This is a genomic window from Eubacterium maltosivorans, assembly GCF_002441855.2.
Lineage (GTDB): Bacteria > Bacillota > Clostridia > Eubacteriales > Eubacteriaceae > Eubacterium > Eubacterium maltosivorans.
Genome location: NZ_CP029487.1, coordinates 4,171,458 through 4,188,343, shown reverse-complemented (window position 1 = coordinate 4,188,343; position 16,886 = coordinate 4,171,458). Strand labels below are relative to the sequence as shown.

The 16,886-nt window shown below is 48.4% G+C and carries 22 protein-coding genes; 13 read left to right on the top strand and 9 right to left on the bottom strand.

Features of this window, described 5'->3' with window-relative positions; genetic code table 11:
- From CPZ25_RS19475 to CPZ25_RS19455, 5 genes are all read left to right on the top strand, one after another.
- Entirely contained in the window at positions 1 to 756 is a 756-nt protein-coding gene (locus tag CPZ25_RS19475; RefSeq protein WP_096920611.1) for a zonular occludens toxin domain-containing protein, read from the top strand.
- A gap of 171 nt (positions 757 to 927) precedes the next feature.
- Positions 928 to 1,542: a rolling circle replication-associated protein gene (locus CPZ25_RS19470; RefSeq protein WP_133067094.1), complete on the top strand. Its 615-nt coding sequence runs from the start codon at positions 928 to 930 to the stop codon at positions 1,540 to 1,542.
- Positions 1,539 to 1,724: a hypothetical protein gene (locus CPZ25_RS19465; RefSeq protein WP_096920613.1), complete on the top strand. Its 186-nt coding sequence runs from the start codon at positions 1,539 to 1,541 to the stop codon at positions 1,722 to 1,724. The genes CPZ25_RS19470 and CPZ25_RS19465 overlap by 4 nt, the downstream gene beginning before the upstream one ends.
- A 13-nt stretch (positions 1,725 to 1,737) precedes the next feature.
- Positions 1,738 to 2,766 carry an IS30 family transposase gene (locus CPZ25_RS19460; RefSeq protein ID WP_096920614.1) on the top strand — a complete coding sequence of 343 codons (1,029 nt, stop codon included), beginning with the start codon at positions 1,738 to 1,740 and terminating at the stop codon, positions 2,764 to 2,766.
- Between the two features lie 105 nt (positions 2,767 to 2,871).
- Complete coding sequence (locus tag CPZ25_RS19455) at positions 2,872 to 3,210, top strand: cupin domain-containing protein (RefSeq protein WP_096920615.1); 339 nt, start codon at positions 2,872 to 2,874, stop codon at positions 3,208 to 3,210.
- 60 nt (positions 3,211 to 3,270) lie between these two features.
- Here the strand turns inward: CPZ25_RS19455 and CPZ25_RS19450 are convergent, their stop codons facing one another.
- Positions 3,271 to 4,065 carry a MerR family transcriptional regulator gene (locus CPZ25_RS19450; RefSeq protein WP_096920616.1) on the bottom strand — a complete coding sequence of 265 codons (795 nt, stop codon included), beginning with the start codon at positions 4,063 to 4,065 and terminating at the stop codon, positions 3,271 to 3,273.
- Between the two features lie 148 nt (positions 4,066 to 4,213).
- Between CPZ25_RS19450 and CPZ25_RS19445 the strand changes: the two genes are divergently transcribed.
- The 4 genes from CPZ25_RS19445 to CPZ25_RS19430 are packed head-to-tail and all read left to right on the top strand — an operon-like array spanning position 4,214 to position 6,190.
- Complete coding sequence (locus CPZ25_RS19445) at positions 4,214 to 5,041, top strand: helix-turn-helix domain-containing protein (RefSeq protein WP_074617712.1); 828 nt, start codon at positions 4,214 to 4,216, stop codon at positions 5,039 to 5,041.
- A gap of 31 nt (positions 5,042 to 5,072) precedes the next feature.
- Complete coding sequence (locus CPZ25_RS19440) at positions 5,073 to 5,321, top strand: helix-hairpin-helix domain-containing protein (protein WP_096920617.1); 249 nt, start codon at positions 5,073 to 5,075, stop codon at positions 5,319 to 5,321.
- Positions 5,322 to 5,343: 22 nt separating this feature from the next.
- Positions 5,344 to 5,832, top strand: coding sequence for a VOC family protein (locus CPZ25_RS19435; RefSeq protein WP_074617711.1), 489 nt, complete (start codon positions 5,344 to 5,346; stop codon positions 5,830 to 5,832).
- On the top strand, positions 5,825 to 6,190 hold the full coding sequence (locus tag CPZ25_RS19430) for an MmcQ/YjbR family DNA-binding protein (RefSeq protein ID WP_096920618.1): 366 nt from the start codon (positions 5,825 to 5,827) through the stop codon (positions 6,188 to 6,190). Before CPZ25_RS19435 ends, CPZ25_RS19430 begins: the two co-directional genes overlap by 8 nt.
- Positions 6,191 to 6,353: 163 nt before the next feature.
- Here CPZ25_RS19430 and ytvI read toward each other — a convergent pair whose 3' ends face one another.
- Complete coding sequence (gene ytvI / locus CPZ25_RS19425; protein WP_341473486.1) at positions 6,354 to 7,349, bottom strand: sporulation integral membrane protein YtvI; 996 nt, start codon at positions 7,347 to 7,349, stop codon at positions 6,354 to 6,356.
- 8 nt (positions 7,350 to 7,357) lie between these two features.
- Entirely contained in the window at positions 7,358 to 9,034 is a 1,677-nt protein-coding gene (locus CPZ25_RS19420; protein WP_074617708.1) for a Na/Pi cotransporter family protein, read from the bottom strand.
- Between the two features lie 336 nt (positions 9,035 to 9,370).
- Here CPZ25_RS19420 and CPZ25_RS19415 point away from each other — a divergent pair, with 336 nt between their 5' ends.
- Positions 9,371 to 10,117, top strand: coding sequence for an AAA family ATPase (locus tag CPZ25_RS19415; RefSeq protein ID WP_096920619.1), 747 nt, complete (start codon positions 9,371 to 9,373; stop codon positions 10,115 to 10,117).
- 92 nt (positions 10,118 to 10,209) lie between these two features.
- Positions 10,210 to 11,031, top strand: a complete 822-nt coding sequence (locus CPZ25_RS19410; protein WP_167495277.1) for a MerR family transcriptional regulator — start codon at positions 10,210 to 10,212, stop codon at positions 11,029 to 11,031.
- Positions 11,032 to 11,077: 46 nt separating this feature from the next.
- Here CPZ25_RS19410 and CPZ25_RS19405 read toward each other — a convergent pair whose 3' ends face one another.
- Positions 11,078 to 11,779 (bottom strand): toll/interleukin-1 receptor domain-containing protein, encoded by a 702-nt coding sequence (locus CPZ25_RS19405; RefSeq protein ID WP_074617705.1) that lies wholly within the window; start codon positions 11,777 to 11,779, stop codon positions 11,078 to 11,080.
- 202 nt (positions 11,780 to 11,981) lie between these two features.
- Positions 11,982 to 12,644, bottom strand: a complete 663-nt coding sequence (locus tag CPZ25_RS19400) for a MarR family winged helix-turn-helix transcriptional regulator (protein WP_096920621.1) — start codon at positions 12,642 to 12,644, stop codon at positions 11,982 to 11,984.
- 202 nt (positions 12,645 to 12,846) lie between these two features.
- Between CPZ25_RS19400 and bcp the strand changes: the two genes are divergently transcribed.
- On the top strand, positions 12,847 to 13,311 hold the full coding sequence (gene bcp, locus CPZ25_RS19395; RefSeq protein ID WP_096920622.1) for a thioredoxin-dependent thiol peroxidase: 465 nt from the start codon (positions 12,847 to 12,849) through the stop codon (positions 13,309 to 13,311).
- A 147-nt stretch (positions 13,312 to 13,458) separates the two neighbouring features.
- Here bcp and CPZ25_RS19390 read toward each other — a convergent pair whose 3' ends face one another.
- The 4 genes from CPZ25_RS19390 to CPZ25_RS19375 all read right to left on the bottom strand — a co-directional run bounded on the left by CPZ25_RS19390 (position 13,459) and on the right by CPZ25_RS19375 (position 16,200).
- The gene (locus CPZ25_RS19390) at positions 13,459 to 13,983 is read right to left on the bottom strand and encodes a P-loop NTPase family protein (RefSeq protein WP_096920623.1); all 525 of its coding nucleotides are present in this window, start codon (positions 13,981 to 13,983) and stop codon (positions 13,459 to 13,461) included.
- The gene (locus CPZ25_RS19385) at positions 13,980 to 14,498 is read right to left on the bottom strand and encodes a hypothetical protein (protein WP_074617701.1); all 519 of its coding nucleotides are present in this window, start codon (positions 14,496 to 14,498) and stop codon (positions 13,980 to 13,982) included. Before CPZ25_RS19385 ends, CPZ25_RS19390 begins: the two co-directional genes overlap by 4 nt.
- A 111-nt stretch (positions 14,499 to 14,609) precedes the next feature.
- Complete coding sequence (locus CPZ25_RS19380; RefSeq protein WP_207670834.1) at positions 14,610 to 14,975, bottom strand: hypothetical protein; 366 nt, start codon at positions 14,973 to 14,975, stop codon at positions 14,610 to 14,612.
- Positions 14,976 to 15,030: 55 nt separating this feature from the next.
- Positions 15,031 to 16,200: a VanZ family protein gene (locus CPZ25_RS19375; RefSeq protein WP_096920624.1), complete on the bottom strand. Its 1,170-nt coding sequence runs from the start codon at positions 16,198 to 16,200 to the stop codon at positions 15,031 to 15,033.
- 215 nt (positions 16,201 to 16,415) lie between these two features.
- On the opposite strand from CPZ25_RS19375, the gene CPZ25_RS19370 reads away from it, so the two are divergent.
- Positions 16,416 to 16,886, top strand: a complete 471-nt coding sequence (locus CPZ25_RS19370) for a MarR family winged helix-turn-helix transcriptional regulator (RefSeq protein WP_058695311.1) — start codon at positions 16,416 to 16,418, stop codon at positions 16,884 to 16,886.

The window sequence follows — 16,886 nt, the reverse complement described above, 5'->3', positions numbered from 1 at the left end:
ATGGCAACCAAATGTTACACCGGAACCCCTGGAAGCGGAAAAAGCCTGCACGCTACCCGAAATATGGTCGGCTGGCTTGAGGAGGGCAAAAACGTCATTGCCAATTTTCCCATCAAAGTCAACGAGATTAAAAAGAACCGGGGCCACTTTTTCTATTTCTCCAATGATGATATCACGGTTCCCCTGCTCATGCAGTTCAACCAGACCATGCACGAGCCCCGGAAGATGGGGCAGACTTTGCTGGTGATTGACGAAGCATCGGTCAAATTTAACAGCCGTACCTGGAATGCCAAAGACCGCCTGGACTTCCTGTCTTTCTTTGCCCAGCACCGGCATTACGGCTATGACATTATCCTTATTCAACAGAATTTAAACCAGATCGACAGCCAGATACGGGCGCTGGTGGAAATTGAAGTACACCACCGCCACGCCAACAATTACTGGCTATACCGCTGGCTTCCCTTTCAACTGTTCATTGCGGTCGAGCGTAACACGGCCATCAAGGACAAGAACAGCGCCGACTTTTTCACCTACTCAAAATATTATGGAGGGCTTTATGATACGTTTTTTGAATTCAATCCTGCGCTTGCTGTTAAACCTACGAAGACTCTTCAAGATCAGATAAGAAGCGGCGAGATTGTGCGTTTTGGCGGTGAACCCGCAAAGATGAAACTTCATGTAAAGAAAGCGGCCCCGCACGCGGACCGGAAGCCCTCGCAAGAGGGAACCGGACGGCGGGCGGAGCCCGCTACTTGACATAAGTCACATATTACGGGAAATCCGATGTAGACGCAAAGAAAAAATGTCGTACAGATTAAAAAATTCGGTGAAGATAATTTCAAGATTACCATTTGCAAACAGATCATTAAAGGCAAGAAAGACCCCAAGCAGATGGTTAAAAAAGGACAGGGAGGTCATGATAAAAAAATGGCACATTCATTATCAAGGACAAAATCACAGGTTTTGGAAAAAGCATTGTGTAATGATTGGAACTGGTTTGGGACTTTTACCCTTGACCCCAAGAAGTACCAGCGTGATAATCTGGACATCTTTATTAAAGACCTGAGTCAGTTTATTAGAGATCAGCGGAAAAAACGCCAGATTGAGATTAAATATCTATTAATACCCGAACTGCACAAGGACGGTAAAAACTGGCATATGCACGGTTTATTAAGTGATATCCCTTATCAGGATATGGAACCTCACCCGCTGAAAAAGCTTTCTGAGAAGGGCTATATCAGCTGGGAAAGCTACCGTCAGAAGTTCGGCTTTAACTCATTGGGGCCCATTCGGGACAATGTCAAGACTGCGCTCTACATCACGAAATACATTTCTAAAAATTTAGGCAGTACAAGCATTGAGTTAAATAAGAAGATGTACTACTGTTCCAGAGGGCTTAAAACCGCTGAGAAGATTCAAGAAGGACAGTTAATTAAGCCCCTTGACTTTCCCATGGCTTTTGAAGGGCTGTATTCAAAATCCACCTTTGTCGATAGTATCGACTGGTTCAAGGATTATTTTAAGGAGTATGAAAATTTATGAAATATCTTAGAGTATTGGAAGAAATCACCCACTCAGAAAATTTATACCAATTGTATTATCTAAAAGGCTATCTGGCAGGCTTAAAGGACTGCAATTATATTAAGCCGAATGATTACCGCCAGTTAGTTCAGCATATTGAGAAAAAGAAATTAGAATTGGAGGAACACACGTCCTCCAAGTGACAGGAGGGCAACAATGAAAAACAAATATTTCACCAAAGATGAACGCACTCAGCTTGAGGGTTACCTGAAAGCCAGGATGCCTAAGCGGGAAATTGCTAAGACGATGGAAAAATCACTTAAGACTATCTATAATGAAATCAAGCGGGGTACCATCGCCCTTTTGAACTCCGATCTGACCGAGTATGAAGCTTACTGTGCAGATTTCGCACAGGCCGATTTTTTGGAAAAGCAGAAAAACAAAGGCGCCGTGCCAAAGGTCTTAAGAGACCAAGAGCTTTTGAACCTGATTCAGCACAAACTTGTCAAAGAACGCTTAAGCCCGGACGTGACCATTGGCACCCTGAGAAAAGAACACCCGGAAAAAGACATTCCCTGTACCACCAGCCTTTACTATGCCATCGATAAGGGCTTTATTCCCGGCGTAAGCAATAAAAGCCTGCTGGTCAAAGGGCTTAAAAAAAAACAGGCCATAAAGCGCGTGAACCGCACACATAAGTCAAAGGTAAGAACCAGCATTGAAAAACGCCCGGAGGAAATTTTAGACCGGAACGAGTTTGGTCATTTTGAAATGGACTGTGTTGAATCCTGTAAATCCGATCAAGAGTGTTTACTTGTCATGACCGAACGTATGACACGCCATAGCTTTGTCTTTAGAATGCGTCAGAAAACCGAAGCCAGCGTCATTAAATGCTTAGATACCTTAGAATGCAAATATAAGCACAAGTTCAAGAAAATCTTCAAGACCATCACCATGGATAACGGCTCAGAGTTTCTGGACTTTAAAGGCATCGAAAAATCACTCTACACCAAAAAGAAAAGGACGACAACCTACTATTGCCATCCTTACACAGCCTGCGAACGGGGCAGTAATGAAAACTATAATCGCTTTATCCGCAGATACATCAAAAAAGGTGAAAAAATCGCTGATTTAAGTTTACATTACATTAAACAGGTGGTCGACCGCATTAATCACTACCCGCGGAAAATCCTCAATTACTGCTGTTCTGCTGAGCTTTTCGAGCTTGAACTCTCGAAGCTTTAAACTTTTTTCGAGAATTTTGTAATTTTATGTTGACATTCACACTTATTTGCCGTTCCCGGTTTTATGGTTTATAATAGAACCACTCCACCGGAAAGGAAAATGATTATGTTCACACTTCACGAAGACGAAAAAGCGTACCGTCACGGCGATCACGGGCCAAAATACCTGATGATGGGTCCGACCTCAAATTTTGGTATTGTCAAGCTGCTACCTGGCAATGTGGTGTCTCCCCATTACCATGAGATTATGGAAGAAAACTTTTATATACTGGAAGGGACTGTCTCCATGACCGTAAATGATGTCGAAAGCACCTGCTCGGCTGGTGATTTTATTCATTTGGAGCCGGGAGAAATCCATCGTCTTGAAAATAAGGGCACTGAAACGGTTCGTTTTGTGGTTACCACCAGCCCCTGGATGGACCATGCCGATAAAATTGAAGTATAGAGAGCCCAGAAGAACGTTCAAAGAGAAGATGCGGCGAAACACCGCATCTTCTCTTTTTGCTTACTGCAGCTTTTGTACTGGAAATAAAATCCCTGTTTCCAGCTCCTCCTCATCTTTAACCATATCCACATCCTTCAGGTAGCGTTCGACCGAGGGGCCGGTTACTTTGTATTCCGGGTGCTCGGCCAGCCACGAGCAGATTGCGTCATAAGCGTTGTGCAGGCCCTCAAAGGGGCCGATATGGGTAGTGGCAACACACAGGCGCGCCGGTATGACTTTAACATCCGGGTGTTCACCGCTTACCTCTACCTGAGCCTCGACATCCATACTTTCATAGCTGAATTCCTCACTCAGATAAACCTGCTGCGCTGCGCCGCAGCGCGTAAGCCCCAGCTCATTGACTTTTTTATACAGATCATCAAACAGGTCTCCGGTTTCACTGATGTTAATTTTCCGGCGGATACCGTAAACCCGCTGCGCTGGTGTTTCCATTACAATAACGTGATACTGGTCCTTTAACAAATTGCATTTTTCCATTTTCATCATGGCGTCCTCCATCTGACGGAGCTTTTTTCTGAGGGTATATATTTCATCATAGGCCGCCAACCGCCTGCGGTGGAGTCTTACAGCCAGCTCCTGCCCGGACAGCGTGAGCAGATCGCCGATTTCAGACAGGGCGAAGCCGTAGTCCTTCAGTGTCTCGATCTCCGCCAGGGTTTCCAGCTGCGCGGCTTCGTAATAACGGTAGCCATTTTCACCAATACGGGTGGGCCGAAGCAACCCCATGGCGTCATAATACCGGAGCATACGCGGTGAAATACGCCCCAGCTTTGAAAATTCTCCAATGGTGAACATCCTTACCTCCTGTGTCATTCATTTTCTGAACCGGTTCATCTGTAGTTTATACCTTGACATGATGACAAGGTCAAGCCATTTTTTATTTTATCATCGAACACTTAAGTTATTTCAGGTATAATGGATTCACTACAACAGGAGGAACACCATGCAGCAGCCCGAAAAACGGCCGGAATTATCCATTCTGGCCCACACCCCCACACATCTCTACATCGCGCCTCATCTACTACTAAGGCCTTATATCGCGCATTACACCTTTTGCGCTCAGGGAGCACAGCCCAAAAGCCACCTTCCTGAAAAGCTGACGCTGATTCCCGATGCCAGCGGCTGTGTTGTCTTTTCTTATGACGGCAGAGCCCTGTCCGGCTGTTTCTGGGGCCCTACCACCAAAACGGTGGTGGTTTTCGGCGATGCTGAAAACATCCCACTGCGTTTTTTTATCGAGTTCCTTCCCGGCGGCGCAAATCGGCTTCTGGGGCTGAACCTCAAGGATTTTACAGACCGCAGGGAACCGCTTGAGCTCGTGTGTCCTTCCCTGAGCATTGGGATAAAGAATGCCTTTGAGCAAAGCCAAAGGGTGGCTTACCTCAGCAATGCGATTGACACACTGCTTCTGACCGCCTTAGCGGAAATGCCCGGCAATCCCCGGCCCCTTTCGCCCATTCTGAAGCATGTCAGTTGCCAGGCCACGGTCAGCACCGCAGCTGAAAAAATCGGGTATTCCGAACGCCACCTCCAGCGTCTCATAACAGAAGCTCTGGGAATGCGCTATAAAACCTTTACCCGGCTGACCCGCATCAACCTCGCCATGCAGCGCATGGAAAAAGATCCCATCGCTTTCACAAAGCTCGCGCACACGCTGGGCTACTATGATCAATCGCATTTCAACCATGATTTCAAGGCGGTCTGCGGTATATCACCGACAAAATACTATGCTCACATGTCGGATTTTTACAATGAATCCTACAAGTTTTAGTTTATAGTAACAGAACAAGGAGGTGACGCTCGTGAAAAGTGATTTACAAACCATTCCCGGCGTTGGACCAAATATGGAGAGGCATCTTCTGGAGCTTGGCTACAGCACGGTCGATTCGCTGAAGGGGGCAGACCCTGAGACGATGTATCGCAGAGAATGCCAGCAAAGGGGTGAGCAGCTGGACCGATGTGTTCTCTATGTTTACCGGCTGGCGGTTTACTTCGCTGAGAATACCGAGCATGACCCTGAAAAACTAAAATGGTGGAACTGGAAAGATTGACACCACCGGTAAAGGAGATTATATGAAATATAATGCATTCATGCTTGTCGTATCCGATATGGAAAAATCCCGCGCTTTTTATGAAAAGCTTCTGAGGCTCAAAGTTGCCATGGATCTGGGAGTCAATGTCAGCTATGACTGTGGCGTGGCTCTCCAGACAAAGGAAACCTGGCTGGAATTCATCGACAAACCGGAAAACGCTGTCTGCTTTGGCGGCAATGATAAGGAGCTGTACTTTGAAGAGGATGATCTGGACGGATTTCTCAAGGTTCTGGAAAGCTGGGGCGCCACGCTGGTACGGCCAATGTTTACCCAGGCGTGGGGACAGCGGGTGATCCGCTTTTATGACCCTGATCACCACATCATCGAGGTTGGAGAGCCTCTCTCATTGGTGATCAAGCGGTTTTTATCCCAGGGGTTAAGCATTGAGGCGACCGCTGAGCGCACCATGTGCCCGCTTCCCTATGTCCAATTCCTGGCCAAAGAGCTGGCGGAGGAAATAAATGAATAACGCTTCATGGATCGACCCCTATTGTCTGGATAAAAAGGGTGTCGAGAAGGTCTGGCAGGCCGAATGGAAGGCGATGAAATATCTGCTTCATGGAAAAATGTTCGCCTATATGGGGGAGCATAAAACCGGTGATCCCATCGTCACCATGAAACTGCCGCCTGAGGAGGGACTGACTCTCCGGGCTGCCTATCCCGGCACGGTTATTCCCGGCTATTATATGAATAAAGTTCACTGGAACACGCTCTACCTCGAAGGCGGCGTGCCAGAGGACACGGTTCAAAAAATGCTCGACAGCGCCTACGAGACAGTCCTCAAAAGCCTTCCCAAAAAAGCACAGCGCGAAATTATCGAAGCTTAAAGAAAAAGGAGAGGCTGCGGCGTTTTGCCGCAGCCTCTCCTTTTAATCTCTAAAGCAATCCCTTTAACCTACCGGGTATCCTCCACTGGCTTAAACAGGTGGATGGTGCCCGTTTCGTTCAGATGGCACAGCAGTGAGAGCACGATCGGAAAACCGAAAAGCCCTACAACGCCAAAAAGCTGCAGACCACAAACATGCTGGCCAACGTAATCACCGGATGAAGGCCGATCTGGCTTCCCACAATTTTCGGTTCAATAATGTTTCGTACCACTGTGATCACCAGATAGACCAGCAGCAGCCCCAATGCCAGCGGATAGTTCCCCTGCAGGGCTGTAATCACCGTCCAGGGGATCATGATACCACCTGTGCCCAGTACCGGAAGAATATCGAACACCGCAATGACAAAGGCGATGATCAGAGCATTGTCGACACCGATGAGGGTCAGGCCAATAACGAGCTCAACAAAGGTAATGCTCATGATGAGCGCATAGGAGCGGATACACACAAAGAGTGTTCCCACCACGTATTCCTTGATCTGAACAAAAACTGTCCTGGTCTTTCCATTTAACTGGTGCATGACAAAGCCTGTCAGACGGTCATAGTCGATGGCGATAAAAAAGGTGGAAATAATGAGTAACAGCAGCTTGATAAAAAGCCCGGGCAGCGAAGACGCAATATCCGATACGGTGCCCATAGCCCCCATGGACAGGCTGGAAACCATCTGCCCCAGAGACTGCACCAGACGGTTAAACATCTCCTCAAGGGCTGCTACCAGGGCAGGATCCATCCTGAGCACCGACTGCTCTACCCCGTCAAAAATCCCCATGAGCACTGGTTCCACATGGAGGGCATAAATCTGGGGCAGATTAAAAATCAGCTCTCTGGAAGCCGCAAATGCCTTAACCCCGAGGAGTGAAATGAGCGTGCCGATGGTACCGTAAAAGACAAGCACCACCACAATCGCCGATATTTTCCCGTTCAGGCGCAGTTTTCCGGACAACAGGCGGATTGGCCCTTTCAGCAGATAGGCCAGAGCGAAGCCGATGATAAAAGGAGCCAGCAACGGCATGGCATATTTGAGTACCGCAAAGCACAGAAGCGCAAGAATGGCAAAATACATAAAATTAATGATAAAAGCCCGCCGTTTTTCAGTTTCCATATTAATCCTTACCTCGCATAAGCTTCCTGTTCCATATCGACCGTTGTTTTGGAGGCGCTGGCCTGCACCAGCACCTCGCCGATGCTCAGGATATGATCGCCGATGCTCTCAATATCCATAAGTATTTCGGAATAAATCACACAGGCTTCGTCTGAACAGAGGCCTTTTCGCATCCGGGCAATCTGGTTTCTCTGGTAATCAAGTGTCAAATCATCCATTCTCTGTTCATAATCGGCAATTTCAGTCAGCCTCTTTTCAGTAATGGCCTCCAGCCTGCTGAGTGAGTCCAGCACGCCGATGCTGACCTGCTGAAGCGACCGCATTTCTTCCTGGGCCTCCTCTGTAAATCCGATATGTTTTTCCTCCAAAAGCCTGGCCTGTTCACTGATATTGACCGCATGGTCCCCCACGCGCTCAAGGCTGCCGCAGATTTTGAAAAACGCGGAAACCAGAACCCCATCTTTTTCATTGAGCTCATAGGTTATGACATGCGAAATGTACCTGGAAATCTCGGTATTCAGATAATTGACATACTCTTCTGATTTTGCCACATCCTTTGTATAGCGGCTGCTCTTTTCCAAAACCCCTTGAAATGCCTGTTCCAGGTTCTCTGTGACCATTTTCGCCATGCGCCGCAGTTCACGCCACACACCGTTCACGATAATGGCAGAGGTACCCATCTGGTATTCCAACGAAGCCTCAACAGGCTTGATGTATAAAAGCTGGTGCTCGCCGCTTTTTTCTGAAGGGCGCTCGGGCAGAATTCTGATCGCCGCCTTTGCCAGGAGCGTGCCAAAGGGCAGCAGCATCAGCGTTGTCGCAATATTGAACAGTGTGTGCATATTGGCGATCTGGGCTGCTGGATTTGCTGGAGACAGGGACTCGACAAAGGCCGTGAGCGGCGTCAGCATGCAAATGACTGTAAAAACAACCGTTCCAATGATGTTAAACAGTAAATGGATAACTGTGGTGCGCTTGGCGTTGCGGCTGGTGCCAATGGACGCCAGCACTGCGGTAATACAGGTCCCGATATTCTGTCCAAACAGCACATACACCGCACTAGGCAGGCCGATTACGCCGCTGACGGCCAGTGCCTGCAAAATTCCGACTGAAGCGGATGAAGACTGAATCGCAGCGGTAAAAACAGCCCCTGCCAGAATCCCGAGGGCCGGGTTCGAAAACCGGGTCATCAGATTGACAAAAGCCGGTGAGTCACGAAGCGGCATCATCGCTGTGCTCATCATATCCATACCGATGAACAAAATCCCCAGTCCGGCGACAATCAGGCCCCAGTGGTGCAGCTTAACCTTTTTGGTAAAAACCACCAATGCCACGCCGCAAAAAGCGAACAGCGGCGCCAGCGCCCCCACATCGAGCGCGATGAGCTGGCCCGTAATCGTCGTACCAATATTGGCCCCCATAATGATCCAGACCGCCTGAATCAGAGTCATCATCCCTGAGTTCACAAAGCCAACAACCATGACGGTTGTGGCGGATGAAGATTGAATGACCGCCGTGATGGCCGCCCCAACGGCCACTCCCAGAAACCGGTTGGCGGTCAGCCGCTCCAGTATCTGCTTCATACGATTGCCCGCAGCCGCTTCAAGACCCGAGCTCATCATCTGCATTCCGTACAGAAACAGGGCTAACCCTCCGAGTAAACCCAAAACATCAGTAACACCCATAACTTTTCACTTTCCTCCTACCAGATGAACCACCGTCACGCAAAAAGACACACCCCGTATCCCTGAGGGTACAGGCTGCGTCTCACCTATTCTCAATGCGGATATTGTCTATAAAGACAAGGGCAACAACGGCATTGTTCATCATCATTTCTCCAAACAATCTGTTGATGTCATTATAAAAGAGTGCCTGCCAAAACACAATAGACTGCCGAATATTTAACAAACATTTAACAATTCACGCTTGACATTCATATAAGAGGACCGCGACATTCTGGTTTTGCTTTTTGTCCTTTAACTGGTACAATAAAGACAACCGATACATCGAGGAGGTATCCAATGTTCAGCACCCTTTATCTCAGTAGCTTTTCCATTGACCGGAACGATCCGGCCTACACTCAGAGCTATCTTTCCGACCTGCCAGTCATTCAGCAGCTTGAGCCCTTTTTCTTTGAAAAGAACGTCACTTTTTTCTGCGGCGAAAACGGTACCGGCAAATCTACCCTGCTGGAGGCACTGGCGGTGAGGTATGGCTTTAACCCAGAGGGCGGGTCAAAGAATTTTGATTTTCATTCCCACGATACCCACTCTGTCCTGTATCAGTTCATCAATCTGACCAAGGGCCTCGCCCTTCCCAAAGACAATTTCTTTCTAAGAGCTGAGAGCTTTTACAATGTTGCGGCAGAAATTGACCGGATGGAGAATGAACCCGGAGGGACTGGCCTGTACAAAAGCTACGGCGGTCGCTCTCTTCATGCCCAGTCCCACGGCGAAAGCTTTCTGGCACTGGTCCAGAGCCGCTTCCGAGGCAAGGGACTTTATATTCTAGACGAGCCCGAGGCCGCCCTGTCCGCCTCACGCCAGATGACACTGTTATCCCTGATCCACAACCTGGCACGGGACGGCTCCCAGTTTATTGTCGCGACCCACTCTCCCATTCTGCTGGCCTGCCCCAATGCAGATATTTATGTTTTATCCCCCGATGGCCGTCTGTCCCTGACCTCCTACAGAGATACCGAGCCCTATTGCCTGACCAAAATGTTCCTCGATGACCCTGAACGGTTGCTACACTATTTACTGGACTGAAAAACTTTATTTTCTTCCTTGACTCTGCCATTATGTGAGGGATTATACTAAGGATGAGCTCAAGAAAACCAACTTTGAAAGGAGATGGGAATATGCTGAAAATTGGAGAATTTTCTAAACTTTGCCACGTCAGCGTCCGAATGCTGCGCCATTTTGAGGAGATGGGGCTTCTGCTTCCAGAACGGGTTGACCCCTTTACCGGCTACCGTTACTACACAGCTTCTCAGCTGACGACTGTCAGCACCATTGTCTCTCTGCAGCGCATGGGCTTGAGCCTGACAGCCATCGGTGAAATTCTTGAAAGCAGCAGCACTTCCCAGGCTCTTGAAACGCACATTGAAGCCTGCTACCAGAAGAAGCTGAAGGAAGCTGAAAAACTGCAGGTTCAGCTCTGGCAGCTGAAAGCCGCTGGCGAAAGGCTTCGCAGAAAGGAAGAAATCATGAAAAATTATATCGTTGTTGCAAAAGAATTACCCTCCTGTCAGGTTGCAAGCCTGCGTGATACCCTGAGTACCTACACTGAAGAAGGCCGCCTCTGGGAAAAACTGCACGCTGAAATCGCACCCCAGCATCCCAAGTTCGCCACCCCGCCCTTCAGCACCGCGACCTACCACGATGCAGAATACCATGAAGCCAACCCGGATGTAGAAGTTCAGGTGTCTGTCATTGGCAGCTACCAGGATACCGGGCACGTCTTTTTTAAAAAACTGCCCGCCCGCCTGGTGGCAAGCGTCACTTTCACTGGCGCCTATGACCAGATCACCGATGTCAACATCACAACCATGAGGTGGATTGAGGAAAACGGCTACCGAACCAACGGCACCATGTTCAATGTCTACCATGTGGGGCCTGGCGATACCAGCGAGCCTGAAAAATGGGTAACAGAATGCTGCTTCCCCATTGCCGCCAAATAAGCGAAACGCCATCTGACGGAGAAATTCGTCAGATGGCATTTTAAATTTAGATAATAATTTGCTTTTGAAGATAGAGCAAATCCAAATGATAGACATCCTCTGAGACAATATGCTGCTGGCTACACCATTTTTCGAGATCCTCTGCGCTTAAAAGTAACAAATTAGGCAGCTGCGGATCAAACTCTATTTTTAACTGGGTGCCGAGCGTGACGGCAAAATGAAATTTCTTAAAGCGCTCCGGCTTTTTCTTCCGCGTCATACGGGCTGTCTGAAGTTCTGCGTAAATCCACGGTGTTTCTTCAACGGCTCCCTCCTTCTTCAGCGAATGATATGGGTTCAGGAAAATCACACACTCACACTGGGCGATCATCTTGCCCAAGGCCATGTGCAGGACAGGGTAGACATGGCCGGGCGCAAATCCCCCGGCTACCAGCTCGTCTGCTGCCTGCCAGATCCACGAATCCACAAAGACTGAAACTCCCAGCTCTTTCTGAAGCCAGCGCTCAAGCCTGGACGCCAAAGGCCCATCTGCCAGAGCGTGGGATAAAAACACCTGGAATTTGAGCTCCGGAAACCACTCGGAAAGCAGAGCCTCGCCGTCAAAAGCGGCCCCCATTCCGAGGTATTTTTTCAGTTCCTCCACAACTTTCGCCTGATTCACACTTTCATCCGCATCTGAGCATGGCGCTCCCTTTTCCAGCCGGGCCATCTCTTTTTCATCCATTGTTAAGTTAAACGCTGTAAACATCTCGTACCTCATTTCAAAATAAAATCGCTTGAATTTTTGTTAAAACAAAATATCCGGTGCCGTTGCAATGGTTTACGTTTCTTGTAAATCAATTATATCGGATTCATTTCCTTTTGTAAAATAGATTTGCAGATATATTTTGACAAAAAAATCCCGGTTTTGTTGCCCCATTCGCATACAAAACCGGGTAAATCATATCGAATTATTCCTCTTCTTGTTCTTCATTAAGAACATCCAGTACAATTTTATCCTCTTCCTCTGCTTCTGAATGGCGAGTAGACTGCGGATGCTCTGGATCATGGGGGCCGTGGCCATGATGAGGACCGTGCGGGCCGCCAAAGTGCTCATGATGCGGGCCATGGGGACCTCCGTGCGGTAAATGAGGATGCGGCGGGGCAAGCGGTGGCATTTCTTCATCTATATCCGCTACTTTATCTTCCAGTGAGGTGATCAGCTTATCGAAAAGCACTGTGAGGGTTTCTTTTTCTTCTTCCGATAAAACATCAAAAAGAAAATCTGCGGATTCATCCTTTCGGCTTTTGATGGTTTCTGCCAGCGCTCTTCCATCCTCTGTCAGATAAACGTTCCTGTTTCGCTTGTCCTCTTCATTTCTGTGGCGTTCCACCAGCCCGTTCCGTTCAAGCTTGATGATCAGCTCGCTCAGAGACGCCGGGCGTATGCCGGACTGCTCAGTCAGCAGCTTCTGGCTGACGCCGTCATTTTCAGCCAGCATCACAAGCACTTTTCCCTGTCCGTGGTGTGGGTCTTCCTTTGGCCCTCTCGGCGCAAAGCGACGCATTCCCTGGTGCATTAAAACCTGGTATTTTCTGAACTGTTCCATTAATTTTTCATTGAGTTCGTTCATTTTTTATCTCCTTTTCGATTCGTGAAGCGGGGGCGTTCCGCCGCCGCTCCTTTTATTCAGGTACCTTATGATTGAATTTTACACCCTTTTCACATATTTGTCAAGGTACCTTATTAATTTTTTTAAAGTTTTGTTGCATGGCACCATTCCAAAGTGTAAAATAAGGGTATCCTATTAAGAAAAGTAAGAAAAGGAGCAAATGATGTTACAGCAAGGTACCAAGGCCCCGGATTTCACACTACCTGATAAAGACAACCATCCGGTCAGCCTTTCTGATTTTAAAGGAAAAAAGGTTATTCTTTATTTTTATCCCAAGGACAATACAAAGGGCTGCACCACCCAGGCCTGCACTTTCCGGGACGCGTATTCTGAATTTGAGGCTCTGGGCGCAGTTGTCATTGGCGTCAGCAAGGACAGCACCCGCTCGCACACCAATTTTGCCTCGAAGTATGAGCTGCCCTTTCTGCTGCTCTCCGACCCGGAAACCGAGGTTATCCAGGCCTATGATGTATGGAAGGAAAAGAAAATGTACGGCAAAACCTATATGGGCATTGTGCGCACCACCTACATCATTGACGAAGCTGGTATGATCGAAAAGGTTTATGAAAAAGTCAAGCCCGCCGAAAACGCCGACCAGATTCTGGAGCATTTAAAGGGCAAGGCATAATCAACTAAAGGCAGCCTTTAGGATTATTTATAGTCCAGGCTGCCTTTATCTGTTTTTTAAGCAAGATGGGACAGTGTTCAGCCTGTATCTGGACAAGGGTGCCGCCATCAAAAAAACAAGAGACAGCTTCGCTGTTGCGATGCTGTCTCAACACTCAGACTGCCATATTTTCCCGCTTTCAAGCAGTTTTCTGACATCCCGGCTGTTCTGGCAGAAAAGAACCTTTTCGGGGTAGGCTTTCTGAAGACTGCGATACCAGTCCCTGTGGCGTTTACTGCGCCCGTCTTTTAAAATCCACTTGGCGAAGGCATAGTCAAATTTTTCCTCACAGCCCTCCGCCATGCTCTCCCGGACCTGGTTCCTGGATTTGAGGTAGCGCAGATAGGCTCTCGGAAAGCAGACCCGCCTCGGCAGGCAGAGCATCATGATCTTATTCGCCGCAGCCATGCGAAGTCCACAGTGGAGATCACCGTAGTTGCCGTCGATAATCCAGTCGTCCTGAGCCATAAAGGCTGTGACCATCGCCCTCGCTTCTGCGCGGTCCCGCTCCTGCCAGCCTGGAAGGAAGTTGACCTTATCCAGATGGAGCACGGGATACCCGGTCTCCTCCCCCAGATGTTTAGCAAGCGTCGACTTGCCTGATCCGCTGTAACCAATCACTGCGATTTTCATCGTGCTTTATTCTTAAACAACACCATGGAGGATAGCGCCATGGACAGCATCAGCAGCATGGGCATCGCAGCTGTCAGGGCATCTTCCACTATCCCAGTTTCCGGTGTTTTCCCGGCCGCTTCGCTGGGCTTGGCAGGCGCCGCCAGAGTGCGGAACTCAATTTCCGGGCCATAATGGACGCCCGATTCGGTCTTGACATAGGCCATAGCGGTGTAAGCCATATCCGGAATCAGCGTATCCAGCGTATAGCCGAACTTGGTGACGCTGTTGTCGCCATGCATTACCACGGTTTTATAGTCTTCATCGCCGGTTTCAGCTGGTTTATAGGCAAAACCGCGTTCGGTAATGTCTGCACCATCGGTATAATATACCCCTCTCAAAATGGCGGAGGTATCGGTAATGGTATCGGCCGGGCTCGTCGTCACGGTGATGGCCTCCTCGGCAAAAACCGATACGCAAAAGCAGGCCATCAAAACCAGCAGTGTGCATAAAAATGAAACGCTCTTTTCTCGCATCGTCGATTCTCCTCTGTAAAATTTTGTATCTTAATTATAGCATAAAGCAAGACCTCTGTCCTTAGCCGATATGCATGGACGCAATCAGCGTTACCATAATCACAATGCTGATCAAAATAGACACCGAGCCCGCAAAGCTGGAAAGGCCCGCGTCATCCCCCGCATTTTTCTGTAAATACCGGCGACAGTACTGTGATCGGCAAAAAGAGCAAAATGACCAGTACTTGCCGCAGCGGCAGGTAGAAATAGAACAGCCTGAGTGTAATTATACCCCGGCATATTCAGGGTATACAGCGCCTTTTTTGCCCTGCCTTTGCGTATACTGATCACAAAGCCCACAAGATACATCCCCACATTGCAAAAAAACCCAAACAGCATCAGGGTAAAGAGTGTGCCGCTTTTCTCAGAAACGCAGAATCCTGTCACAATGGCTGACGTCAGGGTAATATTCAGCATAATCTTGGTGACAGTATCCATTGCGCTCTCCCTAGAATAAATGCGGTTGCTTTTAGTAATATGGATGTCATTAACGCTACTGCCTTCTCCGCCGCCCATTTCGCACAGTGCTCACATTGATCGTATGGCTCAGAGACTCGTAAAAAATCTGAGTCTCACGGGTAAAGACAGAGATGAGCAGCTGAACGATGAAAACAGCAAAGACCAAACCAAAGGCCAGGGCGATCACCATAAGGATGGTATGGGCGGTCCCGGTGTACAGGGGCAGGAGCTCATAGACCTTCATGGCGATAAAGGGGGCTGGTATGACCAGGAGATACTGAAGGCCGTAGCGCAGGATGTACTGAAAAAGCTTTGCCGGGCGTTTATTTTCGGACATGAGCCGGATACCAACCAAAAATTTTCCGACGGTCCTTCCCCGGGTCAGCCACGGTAACAGAATGAAATACAGGACAATGACAATGATGTAAAGCACCACCGAGCGTTTGCCGTCCATTGCCAGCATATCGCTTAAGGTCGGGCTGCCAAGCACCCGCCCGACAAGGTGCAGAACCCCAGTGAGAATGGCCCAGTCAAAGAGAAAGGCAAAGCCCCGCCGCATATAGGTAACGGTGCGTCCCCGCTTGTAGGATACCTCGTCCAGCCGGTCCCGCGAGGGCAAAAAAAAGCTGAAAACCGGTGTGATCCAGAAACCCACCAGAGCGCCGAAGGTGTTGTTGATCAGGTCATCCACCTGAAACAGGCGGTAGGGCCTTGGATATATCCCAAACAGGGCGCTCAGCTGGATCAGCTCAAAGGACAGGCTCACCAGAAAACCGATGAGGATGGCCTGCCACCAGCTTCGCCTGAAATAATACCGCAGGTAGACGCCCAGGGGTACCAACAGCAGGATATTGAAAAAGGGCTCGTAAAAACACTGCTCTTTTATAGCTTTGAGATAAGTGCTGGGGGCAGAGAGGACCAGGCTGGTGTTTTCCCAGAAATTTGTCCAGGCATGAAAGGGCACCAGATCCATGGTAGGGCTGGTATAGCGGGCGACCTCCGCGATGGGCGGCAGCGGCAGCATGGTCAGAAAATAGGCGCAGGTCATATATAGAATAAACGAATAGACGATCACAACTCTGAGCACCAGCAGCGAACCGTATTTCCGGTATTGATAGACGGCGTAGGGAATGGTAAAAAACGCTGCCAGGACCGGAAACACCAGACAGGCAAATTTTATGGGAAGTGTGTATGCACTCAGCAATTAAATCACCCCTTTTTTACTTTTTAGCATTTTTTTCAATTTTATCGGTTATCCTGCTTAGTATAGCATAGTTTCTTAAAAAATTGCATAGAATCTTATTTTTATACCCTGTGAAAACGCCTGCGAATCTTTTTATTGACAAATTTAACTTTAAACTATAATATATGTACTGTAAACATATTTTAGACTACAACAAATGAAAGGCGGCCTTTGCCATGTATATTGATCAGGTCTTGAAATTCGCGGATATTTTAATCGACTATGTGAGGCATGTGACCACTGAAATTGATGCCCTGTTCGCCGACGTGCTGAGCGATAATGGGCTGACAATTCTGCAAAGCCGTGTCCTGACAGAGGTCAAGCACGCGAACACCATCACCATCGGCGCCCTAGCCGATACTCTGAAGCTCAACAAGGCGAATGTTTCCAACATGTGTAAAAAACTGGCCCAAGCCGGCTTTTTGAACCGCTTCAGGGATAAAAATGATGAGCGAGTCGTCCTTGTCTCTCTGACGGAGAAGGGACAGGAAACACTAAAGGAAATCGATCAGGTGATCCAAAGCCGCTATGCTCAGGTAATGGAAAATACCCCGCCTGAGGATTTTGAGACCCTGCAAACCGGAATGGACACCATTGAGGCCTTGCTTGCGCGCATGCACGAAGCCAACCAGAATAGTAAAAAATAG

Excerpts from the sequence above, each read along its gene's own strand:
- CPZ25_RS19465 (WP_096920613.1), top strand. The coding sequence starts at position 1,539 with ATGAAATATCTTAGAGTATTGGAAGAAATCACCCACTCAGAAAATTTA.
- CPZ25_RS19450 (WP_096920616.1), bottom strand. The coding sequence starts at position 4,065 with ATGTTCACCATTGGAGAATTTTCAAAGCTGGGGCGTATTTCACCGCGT.
- CPZ25_RS19430 (WP_096920618.1), top strand. The coding sequence starts at position 5,825 with ATGAATAACGCTTCATGGATCGACCCCTATTGTCTGGATAAAAAGGGT.
- CPZ25_RS19415 (WP_096920619.1), top strand. The coding sequence starts at position 9,371 with ATGTTCAGCACCCTTTATCTCAGTAGCTTTTCCATTGACCGGAACGAT.
- CPZ25_RS19400 (WP_096920621.1), bottom strand. The coding sequence starts at position 12,644 with ATGAACGAACTCAATGAAAAATTAATGGAACAGTTCAGAAAATACCAG.
- CPZ25_RS19445 (WP_074617712.1), top strand. The coding sequence starts at position 4,214 with ATGCAGCAGCCCGAAAAACGGCCGGAATTATCCATTCTGGCCCACACC.
- CPZ25_RS19410 (WP_167495277.1), top strand. The coding sequence starts at position 10,210 with ATGCTGAAAATTGGAGAATTTTCTAAACTTTGCCACGTCAGCGTCCGA.
- CPZ25_RS19460 (WP_096920614.1), top strand. The coding sequence starts at position 1,738 with ATGAAAAACAAATATTTCACCAAAGATGAACGCACTCAGCTTGAGGGT.
- CPZ25_RS19380 (WP_207670834.1), bottom strand. The coding sequence starts at position 14,975 with ATGGATACTGTCACCAAGATTATGCTGAATATTACCCTGACGTCAGCC.
- CPZ25_RS19370 (WP_058695311.1), top strand. The coding sequence starts at position 16,416 with ATGTATATTGATCAGGTCTTGAAATTCGCGGATATTTTAATCGACTAT.
- CPZ25_RS19455 (WP_096920615.1), top strand. The coding sequence starts at position 2,872 with ATGTTCACACTTCACGAAGACGAAAAAGCGTACCGTCACGGCGATCAC.
- CPZ25_RS19420 (WP_074617708.1), bottom strand. The coding sequence starts at position 9,034 with ATGGGTGTTACTGATGTTTTGGGTTTACTCGGAGGGTTAGCCCTGTTT.
- CPZ25_RS19385 (WP_074617701.1), bottom strand. The coding sequence starts at position 14,498 with ATGCGAGAAAAGAGCGTTTCATTTTTATGCACACTGCTGGTTTTGATG.
- CPZ25_RS19405 (WP_074617705.1), bottom strand. The coding sequence starts at position 11,779 with ATGTTTACAGCGTTTAACTTAACAATGGATGAAAAAGAGATGGCCCGG.
- CPZ25_RS19435 (WP_074617711.1), top strand. The coding sequence starts at position 5,344 with ATGAAATATAATGCATTCATGCTTGTCGTATCCGATATGGAAAAATCC.
- CPZ25_RS19475 (WP_096920611.1), top strand. The coding sequence starts at position 1 with ATGGCAACCAAATGTTACACCGGAACCCCTGGAAGCGGAAAAAGCCTG.
- ytvI (WP_341473486.1), bottom strand. The coding sequence starts at position 7,349 with ATGGAAACTGAAAAACGGCGGGCTTTTATCATTAATTTTATGTATTTT.
- CPZ25_RS19470 (WP_133067094.1), top strand. The coding sequence starts at position 928 with ATGGCACATTCATTATCAAGGACAAAATCACAGGTTTTGGAAAAAGCA.
- bcp (WP_096920622.1), top strand. The coding sequence starts at position 12,847 with ATGTTACAGCAAGGTACCAAGGCCCCGGATTTCACACTACCTGATAAA.
- CPZ25_RS19390 (WP_096920623.1), bottom strand. The coding sequence starts at position 13,983 with ATGAAAATCGCAGTGATTGGTTACAGCGGATCAGGCAAGTCGACGCTT.